Annotated in this window: 16 protein-coding genes; 9 read left to right on the top strand and 7 right to left on the bottom strand. The window is 52.3% G+C overall.

What is annotated here, in order from left to right:
- Positions 1 to 32: 32 nt before the first annotated feature.
- Positions 33 to 245 carry a YdgH/BhsA/McbA family protein gene (locus tag BM007_RS21170; RefSeq protein WP_023309747.1) on the bottom strand — a complete coding sequence of 71 codons (213 nt, stop codon included), beginning with the start codon at positions 243 to 245 and terminating at the stop codon, positions 33 to 35.
- A 114-nt stretch (positions 246 to 359) separates the two neighbouring features.
- Positions 360 to 1196, bottom strand: a complete 837-nt coding sequence (gene fdhD / locus BM007_RS21165; protein WP_090420841.1) for a formate dehydrogenase accessory sulfurtransferase FdhD — start codon at positions 1194 to 1196, stop codon at positions 360 to 362.
- Positions 1197 to 1568: 372 nt separating this feature from the next.
- Here fdhD and fdnG point away from each other — a divergent pair, with 372 nt between their 5' ends.
- The 5 genes from fdnG (at position 1569) to BM007_RS21140 (ending at position 8226) form a co-directional block, all read left to right on the top strand.
- Positions 1569 to 4619, top strand: a complete 3051-nt coding sequence (gene fdnG, locus BM007_RS21160; protein ID WP_090420837.1) for a formate dehydrogenase-N subunit alpha — start codon at positions 1569 to 1571, stop codon at positions 4617 to 4619.
- Between the two features lie 12 nt (positions 4620 to 4631).
- On the top strand, positions 4632 to 5534 hold the full coding sequence (fdxH, locus tag BM007_RS21155) for a formate dehydrogenase subunit beta (RefSeq protein ID WP_008501831.1): 903 nt from the start codon (positions 4632 to 4634) through the stop codon (positions 5532 to 5534).
- On the top strand, positions 5531 to 6166 hold the full coding sequence (fdoI, locus tag BM007_RS21150) for a formate dehydrogenase cytochrome b556 subunit (RefSeq protein ID WP_008501832.1): 636 nt from the start codon (positions 5531 to 5533) through the stop codon (positions 6164 to 6166). Before fdxH ends, fdoI begins: the two co-directional genes overlap by 4 nt.
- Positions 6163 to 7092, top strand: a complete 930-nt coding sequence (gene fdhE, locus BM007_RS21145; protein WP_008501833.1) for a formate dehydrogenase accessory protein FdhE — start codon at positions 6163 to 6165, stop codon at positions 7090 to 7092. Before fdoI ends, fdhE begins: the two co-directional genes overlap by 4 nt.
- Positions 7093 to 7311: 219 nt before the next feature.
- Positions 7312 to 8226 carry an alpha/beta hydrolase gene (locus BM007_RS21140; RefSeq protein WP_090420834.1) on the top strand — a complete coding sequence of 305 codons (915 nt, stop codon included), beginning with the start codon at positions 7312 to 7314 and terminating at the stop codon, positions 8224 to 8226.
- Positions 8227 to 8240: 14 nt separating this feature from the next.
- Here the strand turns inward: BM007_RS21140 and fabY are convergent, their stop codons facing one another.
- From fabY to yihX, 4 genes are read right to left on the bottom strand one after another with little or no spacing between them, the layout of a single operon-like run.
- Positions 8241 to 9182: a fatty acid biosynthesis protein FabY gene (gene fabY, locus BM007_RS21135; protein ID WP_023309755.1), complete on the bottom strand. Its 942-nt coding sequence runs from the start codon at positions 9180 to 9182 to the stop codon at positions 8241 to 8243.
- A 44-nt stretch (positions 9183 to 9226) separates the two neighbouring features.
- Positions 9227 to 9664, bottom strand: a complete 438-nt coding sequence (gene dtd, locus BM007_RS21130; protein ID WP_008501836.1) for a D-aminoacyl-tRNA deacylase — start codon at positions 9662 to 9664, stop codon at positions 9227 to 9229.
- Entirely contained in the window at positions 9661 to 10542 is an 882-nt protein-coding gene (locus tag BM007_RS21125) for a virulence factor BrkB family protein (RefSeq protein WP_032648442.1), read from the bottom strand. Before BM007_RS21125 ends, dtd begins: the two co-directional genes overlap by 4 nt.
- A complete protein-coding gene (gene yihX, locus BM007_RS21120; protein ID WP_090420827.1) occupies positions 10536 to 11135 on the bottom strand; it encodes a glucose-1-phosphatase in 600 nt (199 codons plus the stop codon). Before yihX ends, BM007_RS21125 begins: the two co-directional genes overlap by 7 nt.
- Positions 11136 to 11541: 406 nt before the next feature.
- Between yihX and BM007_RS21115 the strand changes: the two genes are divergently transcribed.
- The 4 genes from BM007_RS21115 (at position 11542) to BM007_RS21105 (ending at position 16058) form a co-directional block, all read left to right on the top strand.
- A complete protein-coding gene (locus tag BM007_RS21115; protein WP_048989737.1) occupies positions 11542 to 12318 on the top strand; it encodes a hypothetical protein in 777 nt (258 codons plus the stop codon).
- Positions 12319 to 12320: 2 nt separating this feature from the next.
- Positions 12321 to 12605: a hypothetical protein gene (locus BM007_RS23135; RefSeq protein WP_023309759.1), complete on the top strand. Its 285-nt coding sequence runs from the start codon at positions 12321 to 12323 to the stop codon at positions 12603 to 12605.
- Positions 12606 to 12673: 68 nt separating this feature from the next.
- Positions 12674 to 13948: an HlyD family secretion protein gene (locus tag BM007_RS21110; RefSeq protein ID WP_048989736.1), complete on the top strand. Its 1275-nt coding sequence runs from the start codon at positions 12674 to 12676 to the stop codon at positions 13946 to 13948.
- Positions 13941 to 16058 carry a peptidase domain-containing ABC transporter gene (locus BM007_RS21105; RefSeq protein WP_090420824.1) on the top strand — a complete coding sequence of 706 codons (2118 nt, stop codon included), beginning with the start codon at positions 13941 to 13943 and terminating at the stop codon, positions 16056 to 16058. Before BM007_RS21110 ends, BM007_RS21105 begins: the two co-directional genes overlap by 8 nt.
- Before the next feature lie 155 nt (positions 16059 to 16213).
- On the opposite strand, the gene typA is transcribed toward BM007_RS21105, so the two are convergent.
- Complete coding sequence (gene typA / locus BM007_RS21100) at positions 16214 to 18037, bottom strand: ribosome-dependent GTPase TypA (protein WP_023331638.1); 1824 nt, start codon at positions 18035 to 18037, stop codon at positions 16214 to 16216.
- Between the last annotated feature and the right edge of the window lie 88 nt (positions 18038 to 18125).

Genomic DNA, 18125 nt, shown 5'->3' with positions numbered 1-18125 from the left:
CCCCGGGGGCGCTCTTTCGACGGAGTGACAGCTTATTTCGTCAGTTCAGCGGTCATGTGTACGCGGTTACCTGAGAACGCCTGGGTAATTTTGTAAGATGACGCGCCGGCTTCCTGAGCCTGAGCCGCGATTTTCGCTTCTGCGCCGTCAATGGTTGACGCGGTTGCGGTCACGGTCTGAGCAGCGAAAGAACCGAAAGAAGTAGCCAGAGCGATTACAGCGACAAAAGTTTTGATGCTTTTCATAATATAAACCCTTTCATTAAGTTGTTTAGGTAAGGCACCGTGCCTTGATGAGATAAATACTAGACCTCATCATGAACAACTAAAAGCGGAAGGATTTGCTATTATCATTCAAAATTATTGATTGAGTATTAATCGCTGTGGATGGGTATAAATGGTTGCCCTTCCCGGCTTGCAGAAGCCCACCAGCGTCAGGTTACAGCGCTCCGCCACCTCCACCGCCAGCGTCGTTGCGGCTGAGACCGCAAACAGAATTTCCACACCGCACATCGCGGATTTTTGCACCATCTCATAGCTGGCCCGGCTGGAAACGAGTGCCGCACCCTGCTGCCAGACCTCACTTTCACGCGCCCGGCGCCCCAGCAGCTTATCCAGCGCCACATGGCGGCCAACGTCCTCATGCCCACCGGCAATCTCTCCCGACGGCAACACCCATGCCGCCGCGTGCGTACAGCCGCTCAGCTGGCCGATGGGCTGTACATCGTTCAGGTGCTCAAGCGCATGGTCGAGGTGAGCCAGATTAAAGGTCTGAGTAAACGACAATGGCGCAACGGGTTTACCAATATCATTGAGTTGCTCAACGCCACAGACGCCGCAGCCGGTACGCCCGGCCAGCGCGCGGCGGCGCTCTTTCAGCCCCATAAAGCGGCGGCTGGAGAGTTCGATTTGCACTTCGAGACCGTTGCAGGCCTGCACCACGTCCATGCCGTAGATGTCTTGCGGATGCTCGATGATGCCTTCCGAGAGGGAAAAACCGATGGCGAACAGCTCAAGATCTTTTGGCGAAGCCATCATCACGACATGCGAGATACCGTTGTAAACGAGCGCAACGGGCACTTCTTCCGCCAGAAAATCCGGCGTGGCATGGGTGATGTGGGGCGGTCTGTGTACCGACAGTTCCACAATGCCCGCAGGCAGTGGTGACGAGTGGGGAGCACGGTTTTGTTTAGACACAGCGGTATTCCTGAACAACCACGGAGGTGAGCCTGCTATTGCAGCATAATCCACAGGCGTTACGCATAGTATGGATCAACTTTTCGACAACCATTCTCCTACTCATTTAGCAGGGGTGCAACCTGCCACCGGCTACACCGCTTTAACATGCAGAGCTGTTAATGTGATCAATATCACACTTTATAATCAACATGGTGATAATACGTTCACTTTGTATTAACGCCATTAGAACAGCGGTACCGACAATGTGGTATTCTGATGATATCCCTCGTGGAATTGAGGGATTAACGCAAATTTTTCTCCTTTGCGGTCATTCTTCAACCGCGAAGTCAAAACTACATATGTAAGCAATGTCGAAACAAGGAGTGACCCATGCAGGTCAGCAGAAGGCAGTTCTTTAAGATCTGCGCTGGCGGTATGGCAGGCACCACGGCAGCGGCACTGGGCTTTGCGCCCGGCGTAGCGCTGGCGGAAACGCGGCAGTATAAACTGCTGCGCACCCGTGAAACCCGTAATACCTGTACGTACTGCTCTGTCGGTTGCGGGCTGTTAATGTATAGCCTCGGCGACGGTGCTAAAAACGCCAAAGCGTCTATTTTCCATATCGAAGGCGACCCGGATCATCCGGTCAACCGCGGCGCATTGTGCCCGAAAGGGGCCGGTCTGGTGGACTTTATCCACTCCGAAAGCCGCCTCAAATTCCCTGAATATCGCGCGCCTGGCTCCGACAAATGGCAGCAAATCAGCTGGGAAGAGGCGTTTGATCGCATCGCAAAACACATTAAAGAAGACCGCGATGCCAACTTTGTTGAGAAGAACGCCGACGGCGTTACGGTCAACCGCTGGCTCTCCACCGGGATGCTGTGTGCCTCTGCTTCCAGCAACGAAACCGGTTATTTAACCCAGAAATTTACGCGCGCACTCGGTATGCTCGCGGTCGACAACCAGGCGCGTGTCTGACACGGACCAACGGTAGCAAGTCTTGCTCCAACATTTGGTCGCGGTGCGATGACCAACCACTGGGTCGACATCAAGAACGCCAACCTCATTGTGGTGATGGGCGGTAACGCCGCTGAAGCGCACCCTGTCGGGTTCCGCTGGGCTATGGAAGCCAAAATCCACAACGGTGCGAAACTGATTGTGATCGATCCCCGCTTTACGCGTACTGCGTCAGTGGCGGATTTCTACACCCCTATTCGTTCAGGTACTGACATCACTTTCCTGTCAGGCGTATTGCTGTACCTGATGACCAACGAAAAATACAACCGCGAATACACCGAAGCCTATACCAACGCCAGCCTGATCGTGCGTGAGGATTACCACTTCGAAGATGGCCTGTTCAGCGGTTACGACGCCGAAAAACGCAAATACGATAAAACCAGCTGGAACTACGAGCTGGATGAGAAAGGCTTTGCGAAGCGCGACACCACCCTGCAACACCCGCGCTGCGTGTGGAACCTGCTGAAAGAGCACGTCTCCCGCTACACGCCGGAAGTTGTCGAAAACATCTGTGGTACGCCGAAGGCGGACTTCCTGAAGGTGTGCGAGCTGATCGCCGAAACCAGCGCGAAAGATAAAACCGCGTCGTTCCTGTACGCCCTCGGCTGGACGCAACACTCCATCGGCGCGCAGAACATCCGCACCATGGCGATGGTTCAGCTGCTGCTCGGCAACATGGGGATGGCAGGCGGCGGCGTGAACGCCCTGCGCGGTCACTCCAACATTCAGGGTCTGACCGACCTCGGCCTGCTGTCTCAAAGCCTGCCGGGTTACATGAACCTGCCAAGCGAAAAACAGACCGACCTGCAAACCTACCTGACGGCCAGTACGCCGAAACCGCTGCTCGAAGGCCAGGTAAACTACTGGGGCAACTATCCGAAGTTCTTCGTCTCCATGATGAAAGCCTTCTTCGGCGATAAAGCGACGGCGGAAAACAGCTGGGGCTTTGACTGGCTGCCGAAGTGGGACAAAGGCTACGACGTTCTGCAGTATTTCGAGATGATGCACCAGGGCAAAGTGAACGGCTATCTGTGCCAGGGCTTTAACCCGGTGGCCTCGTTCCCGAACAAGAACAAGGTTGTTGAGTCTCTGTCGAAGCTGAAGTTCCTGGTGACGATTGACCCGCTCAATACCGAGACCTCGACCTTCTGGCAGAATCACGGTGAATCGAACGACGTCGATCCGTCGAAGATTCAGACCGAAGTGTTCCGTCTGCCGTCTACCTGCTTCGCGGAAGAGAACGGGTCTATCGTTAACTCTGGACGCTGGCTGCAGTGGCACTGGAAAGGCGCGGACGCCCCGGGCATCGCCATGAACGACGGCGAGATCCTGGCCGGAATCTTCTTGCGCCTGCGTAAGATGTACGCGGAAGAAGGCGGCGCGAACCCGGAACCGGTCCTGAACATGACCTGGAACTACTCGACGCCGGAAAACCCTGCGCCAGAAGAAGTGGCGATGGAGAGCAACGGTAAGGCGCTGGCGGACGTTATCGACCCGGCCACCGGTACCGTGCTGGCGAAGAAAGGCGATCAGCTCAGCACCTTCGCGCACCTGCGCGATGACGGCACGACCTCCAGCGGCTGCTGGATCTTTGCCGGTAGCTGGACGCCGAAGGGCAACCAGATGGCCAACCGCGATAACGCCGATCCGTCGGGCCTCGGCAATACGCTGGGCTGGGCATGGGCATGGCCGCTTAACCGCCGCATCCTCTATAACCGCGCATCCGCTGACCCACAGGGCAACCCGTGGGATCCGAAGCGTCAGCTTCTGAAGTGGGACGGCGCGAAATGGGGCGGCGTGGATATTCCGGACTACAGCACTGCCGCACCGGGCAGCGACGTTGGGCCGTTTATCATGCAGCCTGAAGGGATGGGACGTCTGTTTGCTATCGATAAGATGGCGGAAGGTCCGTTCCCGGAACACTACGAGCCGTTTGAGACGCCGCTGGGCACCAACCCGCTGCACCCGAACGTGGTCTCTAACCCGGCAGCCCGTATCTTTAAGGGCGATTTCGAAGCGCTGGGTAAAAAAGACAAGTTCCCGTACGTGGGCACCACCTACCGTCTGACCGAGCACTTCCACTACTGGACCAAGCACGCGCTGCTTAACGCCATCGCGCAGCCGGAACAGTTTGTGGAGATCGGCGAGAAGCTGGCGAACAAGCTCGGGATTGCCCATGGCGATACCGTGAAGGTCTCCTCTAACCGCGGCTACATTAAAGCCAAGGCGGTGGTGACCAAGCGTATTCGCACGCTGAACGTTCACGGTCAGCAGGTGGATACCATCGGTATTCCGATTCACTGGGGTTATGAGGGCGTGGCGAAGAAAGGGTTCATTGCGAACACCCTGACGCCGTTCGTCGGTGATGCGAACACGCAGACGCCGGAGTTTAAGGCCTTCCTCGTGAACGTGGAAAAGGTGTAACGGAGACGACTTATGGCTTATCAATCTCAAGACATTATCCGTCGTTCCGCGACTAACGGTTTCACGCCCGCGCCTCAGGCGCGGGACCACCAGCAGGAAGTGGCGAAGCTTATCGACGTGACGACCTGTATCGGCTGTAAAGCTTGTCAGGTGGCCTGCTCTGAGTGGAACGACCTGCGTGACGAAGTGGGTCACAACGTCGGGGTGTACGACAACCCGGCAGACCTGACCGCCAAGTCCTGGACGGTGATGCGTTTCTCGGAAGTGGAGCAGAACGACAAACTGGAATGGCTTATCCGCAAAGACGGCTGTATGCACTGTGCGGATCCGGGCTGCCTGAAGGCATGTCCGTCAGAAGGGGCTATCATTCAGTATGCCAACGGCATCGTCGACTTCCAGTCCGAACAGTGCATCGGCTGCGGCTACTGCATCGCGGGCTGTCCGTTCGACGTACCGCGCCTGAACCCGGAAGACAACCGCGTCTACAAATGCACCCTGTGCGTGGACCGCGTTACCGTCGGCCAGGAGCCTGCATGCGTGAAGACCTGCCCAACCGGCGCGATCCACTTTGGCTCCAAAGAGGATATGAAAACGCTGGCGGCAGAACGCGTGGGCGAGCTGAAGACCCGTGGTTACGACAACGCGGGCCTGTACGATCCGGCCGGGGTTGGCGGTACGCACGTGATGTACGTGCTGCACCACGCCGACAAGCCGAACCTGTATCACGGCCTGCCGGAGAACCCGGAAATCAGCGCCACCGTGAAGTTCTGGAAAGGCATCTGGAAACCGCTGGCAGCGGTGGGCTTTGCTGCCACCTTCGCAGCGAGCATCTTCCACTACGTCGGCGTTGGTCCGAACCGCGCGGAAGAGGAAGACGACAACCTGCATGAAGAGAAAGACGAGGTGCGCAAATGAGAAAACGTGACACCATCGTGCGCTACACCGCGCCGGAACGCATCAACCACTGGGTCACCGCCTTCTGCTTCATGCTGGCGGCGATAAGCGGGCTGGGGTTCTTCTTCCCGTCCTTCAACTGGCTGATGCAGATCATGGGGACACCACAGCTGGCGCGCATCCTGCACCCGTTTGTGGGCGTCATTATGTTCGCGTCGTTCATCATCATGTTTTTCCGCTACTGGCACCATAACCTAATCAATCGGGATGATATCTTTTGGGCGAAGAATATTCGTAAGATCGTCGTCAACGAGGAAGTGGGTGATACCGGGCGTTATAACTTCGGCCAGAAATGCGTATTCTGGGCGGCGATTATCTTCCTGGTCCTGTTGCTGGTGAGCGGCGTGATCATCTGGCGTCCGTACTTTGCGCCTGCTTTCTCAATCCCGGTGATCCGATTCGCGCTGATGCTGCATTCATTTGCCGCAGTGGCGTTAATTGTGGTTATCATGGTGCATATCTACGCCGCCCTTTGGGTGAAAGGCACCATTACCGCGATGGTGGAAGGATGGGTAACCAGTACGTGGGCGAAGAAGCATCACCCGCGCTGGTACCGTGAAGTCCGCCAGAAACAGGAAAAGTCATCTGAATGAGTATTCGCATAATCCCGCAAGATGAGCTGGGGTCGAGCGAGAAACGCACGGCGGATTATATTCCGCCGTTGTTATTCCCCAGACTCAAGAACCTCTACAACCGCCGCGCAGAGCGTCTGCGCGAGCTGGCAGAGAACAACCCGCTGGGCGATTTTCTGCGCTTCGCCGCGCTGGTCGCCCACGCGCAGGAAGTGGTGCTGTACGACCATCCCCTGCAAATGGACCTGACCGCGCGCATCAAAGAAGCCAACGCGCAGGGCAAGCCACCGCTGGACATTCACGTCCTGCCGCGCGATAAGCACTGGCAGAAGCTGCTGCATTCGCTCATTGCCGAGCTGAAGCCGGAGATGAGCGGTACCGCGCTGGCGGTCATTGAGAATCTGGAAAAAGCGTCCGAACAAGAGCTGGAAGAGATGGCGAGCGCGCTGTTTGCCTCTGACTTCTCGCTGGTCAGTAGCGATAAAGCGCCGTTTATCTGGGCTGCGCTGTCGCTTTACTGGGCGCAAATGGCGAGCCTGATCCCGGGTAAAGCGCGCGCCGAATACGGCGAGGCGCGCCAGTTCTGCCCGGTCTGCGGCTCTATGCCGGTCTCCAGCATGGTGCAAATCGGCACCACGCAGGGGCTGCGCTACCTGCACTGCAACCTGTGTGAAACCGAGTGGCACGTGGTGCGCATCAAGTGCAGCAACTGCGAGCAGACCCGCGATCTGAACTACTGGTCGCTGGAAAATGAAGACGCGGCGGTGAAAGCCGAAAGCTGCGGCGACTGCGGCACTTACCTGAAGATTCTGTATCAGGAAAAAGACCCGAAAGTCGAAGCGGTGGCCGACGATCTTGCCTCGCTGATTCTGGACGCGAAGATGGAGCAGGAGGGCTTTGCCCGCAGCTCAATCAACCCGTTCCTGTTTCCGGGTGAAGGGGAGTAATTCCCTGTGACAGTGCCGGGCAGCGCGTGCTTGCCCGGCCTGTAATTCGACAGCAAGACCCGCCGCCTTTCATGCCAGATACCCTCCATTCTCGTTGAGAGACGCGTTATCGCCTTTGCGAGGCGCTTTCCAGCTTGTTGCCCTCAACAATATTCTTGTTTTCTTTTGAATCAAACCAGGCTATAAAACTGTTCATCCATACAGTAAAAGGGAATTTTCATGGCGCTGGAACAGGGTATTGCACAGCTGGTTCAGGGATTTATCGCTGCAGGGCGACCCTCGTCACGTCGCCAGAGCATTGAGGTGCGACGAGCAGGCTATATTGCCAGCACGGGGCTTGCCGGGGAGACAGAAACGCGCGTTCAGGTGGAGACGCTTGTTCTTGAGGGTCTTACCATTCGGGTATTTTCACCTCTCAATGCACCTGAAATATTGCCTGCTGCCATCTACTACCACGGCGGATGCTTTATCAGCGGCGGCTTTGATACCCATGACAACCAACTCCGTCAGTTAGCCTGCTACGGCAATTGTCGGGTGATTGCGATTCAGTACAGGCTGGCGCCGGAGCATACTTTCCCCGCCGCACATGACGATGCGGAAAGAGGTGCTGAGCTGGTATGGCAATATGCGGACAAATTAGGCGTCGACAGGAACCGGCTCACCCTTTGTGGAGACAGCGCGGGGGGACATCTTGCGCTGGTAACGTCATTGCGGCTCAACGCGAAAGGGCGATGGAAACCCGCACAGCTTATTCTTATCTACCCCATGCTCGACGCCACCGCCAGTTTTGAAAGCTATGCCCTCAATGGCACGGATTACGTTATCACCCGGGATACTCTGCTCAGCGGGTATGAAATGTATCTCGCAGAAACTGACCGTCAGCATCCCGAAGCGAGCCCGATGTGGCGCGATGATTTTTACGGGCTTCCGCCAGTGCACATCATTACCGCAGAGTACGATCCGCTGTGCGATGAGGGAGAAATGTTGTATCAGCATCTGACTGAGCAGGGTGTGAAGTGTACCGCTCAGCGCTGGCTGGGCGTCATCCATGGCTTCTTTCAGCTTGGCGGCATCAGCCAGTCAGCGCGAGATGTTATGCGGGATATCGCCGGGCGAATTCAGCACGCCCGGTAAGAGTGAACAGGAGATTACTCCTCCTCGTTCCCACCCTCTTCATACGCGCCGAAGGGCTTCGCCGGAAGAACGATATAGGTGCCTTCAAACACCGCGCCCGGTGTTTTATCGCCAAACAGTTCAACCTGCATTTGGACGCGAGCCTTGCGGCCACGTGCCAGACGGTCCAGATCGCCGCCCAGTGACCCCAGATCGGCCACCGCGCTCGGCTTGCCGCTGATCGGTGCACTATAGCGGATGTGAGCATCGGCCAGAATGATGGTGCCGCCCAGATGGCGCTCGCGCAGCATCAGCCAGATCAGTCCCCAGCCGGTGAGCGTGGCCAGTGAGAACAGGCTGCCGGCAAACAGCGTGTGGTGCGGGTTCTGATTGCCGGTTTCCGGCATGGTGGTAATAAATTTTTGTCCGGTGTACTGCTGTATGCGCACGCCCATTTTTTCACTGAGCGGAATGTGCTGATACCAGGCCTGCTGGAGCTGTCCGCACCAGTCGGCGCGATGCAGAATATCGTCCAGCGTGGCGATGGGTTTGATCATCAAAAAATGACGAATCGGCGTGGTTTGCGGGGTCGTGATTTCCCCCTGATTCACAAAACCGAGTTTAGCGAAGAACTCAACGGCATCTTCGCGGGCGCTACAGGTGACGCGCTTAACGCCTTCCTGACGGGCGACGGATTCCAGGGTCATCGCCATTAGCGTACCCAGACCTTTGTCCTGCACGGAGGGATGAACCGCCATAAAGCGAATAGACGCTTCGTTATCGGCGTTGATATACAAACGCCCTACGGCGACGAGGTTACCCTCTTCGTCCATCACCATCTGATGGTGGGCCATCGCGTCCCAGGCGTCGCGTTCAGAGCCTTTTGGCTGATGCAGTGGCTTGCGCAGCATTTCCCAGCGGAACTGGTAATAAGCGTCTAACTCTTCTTCCGTTTGCGGTACTCGAAGGTGATACATAGCTGTACTCTCTCTTGTTACCCGCGGCCATGCCGTAAGTATGCTCATACCTGGAGCCAGAATGTGACGGGGCCATCGTTCACCAGCGACACCTGCATATCTGCAGCGAATCGTCCGGTTTGCGTATTCATTTCCTGCTGGCGACAACGCTCAACAAAGTACTCGTAAAGTGCTTCTGCACGATCCGGCGCGGCGCCTTTAGAGAAACTCGGGCGCATGCCGCGCTCGGTATCCGCTGCCAGCGTAAACTGGGAAACCACCAGCACGCTGCCGCCTGCCTGCTGAACGTTCAGGTTCATCTTGCCTTCCGCATCGCTGAAAATACGGTAGCCCAGCACGCGCTCACATAAGCGGTTGGCTTTTTGTTCGTCGTCATCCTTTTCGACACCTAACAACACCAAAAGTCCTGGGCCAATTTCACCCGTCACCTCTCCCTCCACGGTGACGCTGGCACGGGTTACGCGCTGTATCAATGCAATCATGGTTGGTCTGCTTCTTGTTGTTTTTCAGCTGCTGCTGCTTTTTTAAGTTCGCGGTATACACCGAGAGTGACAGTTATTTCGGCACCAAGCAAGACGATACACCAGGTCCAGTAGACCCAGACAAATAAAATGGGGATCACCGCCAGCACGCCATAAATCAGCTGATAGGACGGAAACATGGTGATGTAGAGGGCAAACCCTTTCTTACCGAGCTCAAAGAGCAACGCCGCCACCAGCGCCCCCACGACAGCATCACGGTTAGGCACGCGCGTGGTCGGTACGACGCTATAGAGCAGCCAGAACGAGAGCCACGACAGGATCAACGGAAAGATGCGAAGCGCATTATCAATTACGCCGTTTAAATCACTCGCCCAGCGCAAGGAAAGGAGATACGAACTGATCGCCAGGCTCGCCCCGGCCAGCAGCGGCCCCAGCGTGAGGATCATCCAGTATACGGCAAAGGAATAGACCTTTGGCCGCGCTTTTTTGCTCCGCCAGATCGTGTTCAGCGCGTTATCGATGGCGTACATCAACAGCAGCGCGGTGACGATAAGCCCGCATGCCCCCACAGCCGTCATCTTGCTGGAATTGGCGACAAACTGCTCAATGTAGTTCTGGATGACATCCCCGGTTGCAGGAATGAAATTCGCGAAGACAAAATGACGAAGCTGCAGGCTGACGTCCGCAAACATCGGAAAGGCGGAAAACAGGGCAAAGATAACCGCCACCAGCGGTACTAATGAGAGCAACGACACGTAGGCGAGGTTACCCGCCAGCGTGGTCATATTGTCCTCATCAATACGGTGCCAGAGCAGTTTCAGCCAGGCCCGCAGCGGGCGAGTATGGTGCGTGGCTTTTTGATGAACGGTTTTTAGCATAGCTGCTTCGCGAAGTAGTTTGGTATCGTCTCTTTTCCGGTCACCAGAATTGACGTGATACCCAACTGATTAGCTCCCTCTATATTATCGGCGTTGTCATCAAAAAAGACCGCATCGGCCGCGGTGAATCCCTCTGACTGCAGAACAGCCTGGTAAATTCGCGCTTCAGGCTTACGCATACCCATCTCCTGCGAAAGATAGATCTTATCTGCCGCCGCCTTAACTTCAGGGTATTCCTCAGGCCAGAACGTCGTGTGCAGACGGTTGGTATTTGATAGCACAACGACCCGATGCCCCTGCTCGCGCAGTTTGTGCATGATGTCTATCACCTCAGGCCGAATGGCGACAAATACCGCCTGCCAGCCGTGGGAAAACTGCTCGTAGCTTAACGGTAGATCCATCTCCTGACAGAAACGTTCCGCGAATTCCTCATCACCGATCTCGCCGCGTTCATGCTGATGGAAGGTCTCGCCCATCGCGAAATTTTGCTTTAACGTTGCCAGCGGCACGCGGCTAAAGTCGCTCCATGCACCCAACACGCGATTAAAATCGATATCGACGATGACGTTTCCTAAATCAAAGATATAAAGCATGTTTATCTCCTGCTCGCCGTGGAGAGGTAACTGTAGCGGGAAAGATAAAGTTTGGCTATGCACGAGATTCAGCTGAGAGGGAGCAGTATGAAGAACAAAAATTTAGCCCGGGAAAATGATATTGGCTTTCGGGCGATAGGCTGGGATGAGTTTTATTTAAGTGCGTTTTTGCGAAGATATACGTTTTAGTTCATTTTGCAAAAAATTATAGAAAAACGCTTCCATAAGCTTTTTCTCATCACCATATTCCCCCAGTTTTTTCCATGGCAATCCCATTTCTCGCGGCTTTGCGAGAAATTGCAACAAGTTTACTTTACTTAAATTTACATTTAGATACAAATACTCTATTTATCTTCTTTTTTATAATGCTAAGTTTACATTACTTTACACATGGAGCTGCACTTTCGTGAAGATTAAAAAGGGATACGTCCTCAGTGCCGTATTAATAGCAATACTCTGCGCATTCGCTATTTATTCATACAATGCCTACCGATTTAAAAAAGCCAGCAGAGATATTTTATATCAACTCTCTAGCCAACTGATTGTGAAGCAAGGGCTTGAACCAAAACTTTCAACCCACCTCGTTTTTGATACGTTATATATCGACGGAAACATATCCAAAGATGATGACAAAATCATTGTGGGGCTTATCAGGAAAAACCTTATCCCTGTCAGAACGATATCCATAAACAGTGGTGGTGGCGATGTCGAAACTGCAATAAAAATAGCACAAGTTATTCATGATAAAGAAATTAACATTGAGGTCAGGCGATTATGCCTTTCTTCCTGTGCTAACTATCTTTTCCCAGCGGCAAAAAACAAAATCATCAACTATGGTTCCATTATTGGTTTCCATGGGTCGCCTAATTCTGATGACAATAAGTTAACAACTACGGTTAACGGAGAAATCAATACAGACACAGCGATAACAGATCGCATTTTCTCAGAAATAAGAAAAACGGATAAAGCATTCTACAAAGATATAAATGTGTCATGGATGATGCCACTTTGCGGGCAAAAAGAAAATATTGGTGATCCAGACACAGGTCTGTCGACGTACAGCGAAAAGGATTTTACGCGTTTTGGCGTAAAAAACATTTCATTCACGGATGGTGAAATGGTATGGAAAAAGTCTATGGATATTATGGGTATACCTTTTGCTCACTATTGCAAGGAAAATTAATAATGCGTGAACTCAATGAAAGTGAATTAAGTAACGTCAGCGGTGCAGGAATGTGGGGTTCTATCGGTAGTGCGATTGGTGGGATGTTCGGTGGTGGTAGCGCTGGTTGTAATGGCAGCTATTCTCACACCAGCACCACTAACAAAGATGGTTCTCACTCTGAAAGCACATCCTTTAGCGGTGGTTGCTCGGTTAACGTTGGTGGTAAAAGCGGTGGTTCATCAAAAGGTAATGGTGGTTCGAAAAGTGGCGGTGGCCGCCAGGGTAATGATCACGGTAGACATTAATTCCTGAACCATTATAACTCATAGCCGCTGATATTTGGCGGCTATTTCCACCCCGCAGGAGGCCAGATATGTTTCGCAAGGAAGCTATTGAATATCAGAGTACCCGGTGGGAAGGGAAAGCCGTTCTTCTGCCGGGCATCCCTTTTGCTTTTATTATATTGCTCAGCATTTTTTTTATTGCTTCCATTTCTATTTTTATTACCAAAGGTTCCTACACCCGTCGCGTCATCGTTCACGGTGAAATAACCACTTTCCCTGGCTCGGTGAATATCTCTGCATCAATGCAGGGTACAGTCGTGCAGAGTTTTGTTAATGAAGGCGATCGCGTAAAAAAAGGTGACGCCCTCTTTCTCATTCATTCAGGTGTATCGACGCAATCAGGCCTGGTTGATGAGAATAAAAAAAAGGAGATCGCGCTACAGATAAAGAGTATCAGCGTAATGATGGCAAATTTGAACTCTTCGAAAAACCGTACGCTCAACGCGCTGACGACTCAAAAAGATCATTATCAGTCCAGTTTTAATACCTCATCTGGGCTACTGGTGCAGGCTGAGCGGGAACTGCATCAGATTGAGAAGAACGTTAACGATTACCGTGGTTATCAGGAAAAAGGTCTGGTCACCAAAGACCAGATGAGTAGCCAAAACGCACTACTCTACCAACAGCAGAGCAATGTTTCTGACCTGGTCGCCAGAAAATCACAGGACCAGGTTCAGATCGATGCGCTCAATCAGCAAATCCAGTCCCAGAGCGCTGATTATGACCAACAGATTTACCAGCTTGAGCAAAAAATATACGAACTGCAAAAAGAAAAGTTAAATACAGAAGCGGAAGGTAATTATGTCATCGTGGCAACAGCCGATGGCTTAATCGACTCCATCAATACGGCGCAAGGTAAGATGATCGGCGCAGGCGATGTACTGGCGCGAGTTCAGCAGAATATCCATTCTCCATGCTATCTCGAAACCTGGGTTCCGGATGAAGTTCTTCCTTATCTGGCGATTGGCCAGCGCGTTAATGTTAGTTACGACGCCTTTCCTTATGAAAAATTTGGTCAGTTCAGGGCATCAATATCAGCAATATCCAGGCTTCCGGCATCGAAGCCAGAACTCCTGTCAAAGCAGACCATCGCACATGAATTCTATGACGATAAAAAGTCCTGGTACAAAATCATGATCAAACCTGACCTACAGTCTGTGCAAGTTCATGGAAAACAACTCTCACTGAGCCAGGGAGCCAAAGCGCAGATTTCTCTTTTCCTTGAAAAGAGACATATCTATGAGTGGTTATTATCGCCATTTTACGAAATGAAAATGAGCGTAACGGACGCAGGTAATGAATAATCTTTATACACTTGAGACGCTGCTGCGCAAGTTGGATCTGAAAATATTTAAACGCATCCCAGTTGTCTTTCAAACCGAAGCGTCCGAATGTGGCCTGGCCTGTCTTTCAATGATATGCAGTTTTTATGGCAAGCAGGTGGATCTACTGCAACTCCGGCAACAATTCAATTTGTCATCACGTGGGGTCAACCTCAATGCGATAAAAGCAATTGCCAGTGAACTGGAGATGTCGTCACGCGCATTGTCCGTGGACCTTCAGGAATTACATGACGTGCGTAAGCCCTGCATATTGCATTGGGATTTTAACCATTTTGTCGTACTGATTAAGGTCGATAAGAACAGCGCGGTGATCCACGACCCTGCGTTTGGACGACGGGTGATTAGCATGCCCGAATTGTCCCAACATTTTACTGGTGTTGTGCTTGAGGTATGGCCGGGAACCACTTTCTCAGTTCAAAAGAAGCAAAACAGGTTAAAAGCGACCACGTTATTAAAGAATATCAATGGACTGATAACTTCACTGACGAAGGTATTTTTCTTATCGCTGGTGATTGAGTTGATCAGCCTGCTAATGCCAGTGGGGACACAATTAGTCACGGATAATGTGATTGCATCCGGAGATTACGGTTTACTTAATATCATCTGTCTTGGGTTGTTTATTCTGATTCTGTTACGTTTGACGGTCAGTGTCATACGCTCCTGGACCACGCTGATACTGGGAACACTCATCGACGTCCAGTGGAGTTTTAGCCTCTTTTCTCACCTTATTAAGCTACCGACCACCTATTTTGAAAGACGCAAACTGGGGGACATTCAGTCTCGCTTCCACTCGCTTGATGTTATACGGGCCACTTTTACCACAGGTTTGACTGGTAGCATTATTGATACGCTAATGCTCATGGGTTTGCTGGTAATGATGTTTTTATATAACCTGCAGCTCAGCATGATAGTGGTCTCTTTTACCGCAATATACACCTTCATTCGGTTTGCTACCTATCGATACTATCGCCAGCTATCCGAAGAAGAGTTAATCAAGGAAGCACGCCTTAATTCTTATTTTATGGAAACCCTGTACGGTATAGCGACGATTAAAATTCAGGGGATGACTGACCTGAGAATCAATAACTGGTTTAATCTTTTTTCAGATAAGGTCAATACAGGCATTCGTTTGACGCGAATGGATCTTTTCTTTGGTGGCGTCGTCTCTTTTATCGCCGCCTGCGACCAAATTGTTATCCTGTGGGTTAGCGGCAGGCTGATGATGGATAGTCATTTAACCATCGGTATGTTTATCGCATTTAATACCTTCAGGAGTCAGTTCTATGACCGAATAAATGCCCTGATCAACTTTATCATTCAGCTGAAGATCATCAACTTACACAATGAACGCGTTGCCGATATTGCGCTGCAGGAAGCATCTTCTTCAACGGCCACCAGCCCGCTGCGTTTACCACACGGAGCCTTAACGCTCGAAACTCAGGATCTGACTTACCGTTATGATAACCATGCGGACCCTATCTTCAGCAAACTGAATCTGACCATTCATGCCGGAGAGAGTATTGCTATTACGGGCGTATCGGGTTCAGGTAAAAGCACCTTGATGAAAGTGTTGTGCGGTTTATTCGAACCGTCGAACGGCTGCGTCCGAATTAATGGCATTGATATTAAGCAACTTGGTTTCGAGCATTATGCTGAACGCATTGCCTGTATCATGCAGGAAGATAAGCTGTTTTCAGGCTCAATCAAAGAGAATATCGCCGGTTTTCGGCCTGACATTGACGAGCAGTGGATGGTGCAATGCGCTATCGCAAGCCATATTCATAATGACATTTTAAAGCTACCAATGGGTTACGAGACACTGATTGGTGAACTTGGGGAAGGGTTGTCCGGCGGTCAAAAACAGCGGATTTATATTGCCCGGGCATTATACCGTAAACCGGGTATTTTATTCATGGACGAGGCGACCAGCCACCTTGATAAAACCAGTGAAAGTCAGGTCAATCAGTCTATACAGGAGATGAACATCACCAGGATTATTATCGCGCATCGCGAAACCACGATTTCATCGGCAGATCGGGTGTTCGTGATAAATGGAGCAGAGTTACCCTAATCCGTGAATTTCGCAGGAAAGAGATAGCTTCGGGACATAACGCCCCAGGTAATGAAGAATTCTGGCGATCATCGAATAAAAAAGCCGCAGAGAGATCAGCGGCTTTTTAGTTGCCGGGTGGCGCTCACGCTTACCCGGCCTACGGATTGACCGTATTAGTCTTCTTTCGCACCGCGCATAGCACGTTTACGATCGTTCTCGGTCAGGTGACGTTTACGGATACGAATTGACTGTGGAGTCACTTCTACCAGTTCGTCATCATCGATGAATTCCAGAGCCTGCTCCAGAGTCATCTTGATCGGTGGAACCAGAACCGTTGCTTCGTCAGTACCGGACGCACGCATGTTGGTCAGTTTCTTACCGGTCAGGCAGTTTACGGTCAGGTCGTTAGAACGACTGTGAATACCGATGATCTGGCCTTCATAAACTTCAGCACCGTGACCCAGGAACAGCTTACCGCGATCCTGCAGACCGAACAGCGCAAACGCAACCGCTTTACCCTGACCGTTGGAGATCAGCACGCCGTTGTTACGCTGGCCCACTTCGCCCGGACGAACGTCGTCGTAGTGGCTGAAGGTGGAGTACAGCAGACCGGTACCGGAGGTCATGGTCATGAACTCTGAACGGAAGCCGATCAGGCCACGGCTTGGGATCACGTAGTCGAGACGTACGCGGCCTTTGCCATCTGGATTCATGTTTTTCAGGTCGCCTTTACGCTCACCCAGAGCCTGCATCACAGAACCCTGGTGCTGCTCTTCAACGTCCAGCGTCACGTTTTCGAACGGCTCTTGTTTACGGCCGTCGATTTCGCGGAAGATTACTTTCGGACGGGAAACCGCCATTTCGAAACCTTCACGACGCATGTTTTCGATCAGAACAGACAGGTGCAGCTCACCACGACCCGAAACGCGGAATGCATCAGCGTCTTCGGTTTCTTCAACGCGCAGCGCAACGTTGTGCACCAGCTCTTTGTTCAGGCGGTCAAGGATCTGACGAGAGGTAACGAACTTACCTTCTTTACCACAGAACGGAGAGGTGTTGACGTTGAAGAACATGGATACGGTTGGTTCATCAACGGACAGGGCTGGCAGCGCTTCGACGTTCTGCGGATCGCAGATGGTGTCGGAGATGTTCAGTTCACCCAGACCGGTGATAGCGATAATGTCGCCCGCTTCAGCGATGTCGCTCTCGATACGCTCAAGACCCAGGTGAGTCAGCACTTTACCAACTTTACCGTTACGGGTTTTGCCTTCACTATCGATGATAGTAACCTGCTGGTTAGGCTTCACTTTACCGCGCTTGATACGACCAATGCCGATTACGCCAACGTAGTTGTTGTAGTCGAGCTGAGAGATCTGCATCTGCAGGGTACCGTCAAGATCGACGTTTGGCGCAGGAACACGGTCAACAATCGCCTGATACAGCGGGGTCATGTCTTCAGCCATGTCTTCGTGGTCCAGACCTGCGATACCGTTCAGCGCAGAGGCGTAAACGATAGGGAAGTCCAGCTGCTCGTCGGTCGCGTCGAGGTTAACGAACAGGTCGAAGACCTGGTCAACAACCCAGTCAGGACGCGCGCCAGGGCGGTCAACTTTGTTGATAACAACGATTGGCTTCAGACCATGGGCAAAAGCTTTTTTGGTCACGAAGCGCGTCTGTGGCATTGGGCCATCCATTGCGTCAACGACCAGCAGAACGGAGTCTACCATGGACATTACACGTTCAACTTCACCACCGAAGTCGGCGTGCCCTGGGGTATCAACGATGTTGATACGGTAGTCATTCCATTTAATCGCGGTGTTTTTCGCGAGGATAGTAATCCCACGCTCTTTCTCCAAATCGTTGGAGTCCATCACGCGTTCTTGGGTTTCGGCACGCGCATCAAACGTACCGGATTGCTGCAGCAGCTTGTCAACCAGGGTAGTTTTACCATGGTCTACGTGCGCGATGATGGCGATGTTACGCAAATTTTCGATCACAACTTTGCCTCAGGCATTTAGAAATAGCGCGTTATTGTACACGGATTAATCGCACTACAAAACAGGATCACAAACATCCCCCGCAAAC

This window comes from Enterobacter sp. NFIX59 (genome assembly GCF_900113755.1).
GTDB classification, from domain to species: domain Bacteria; phylum Pseudomonadota; class Gammaproteobacteria; order Enterobacterales; family Enterobacteriaceae; genus Enterobacter; species Enterobacter pseudoroggenkampii.
The sequence above is the reverse complement of the archived record's forward strand: the minus strand, read 5'-3'. Positions and strand labels throughout refer to the sequence as shown.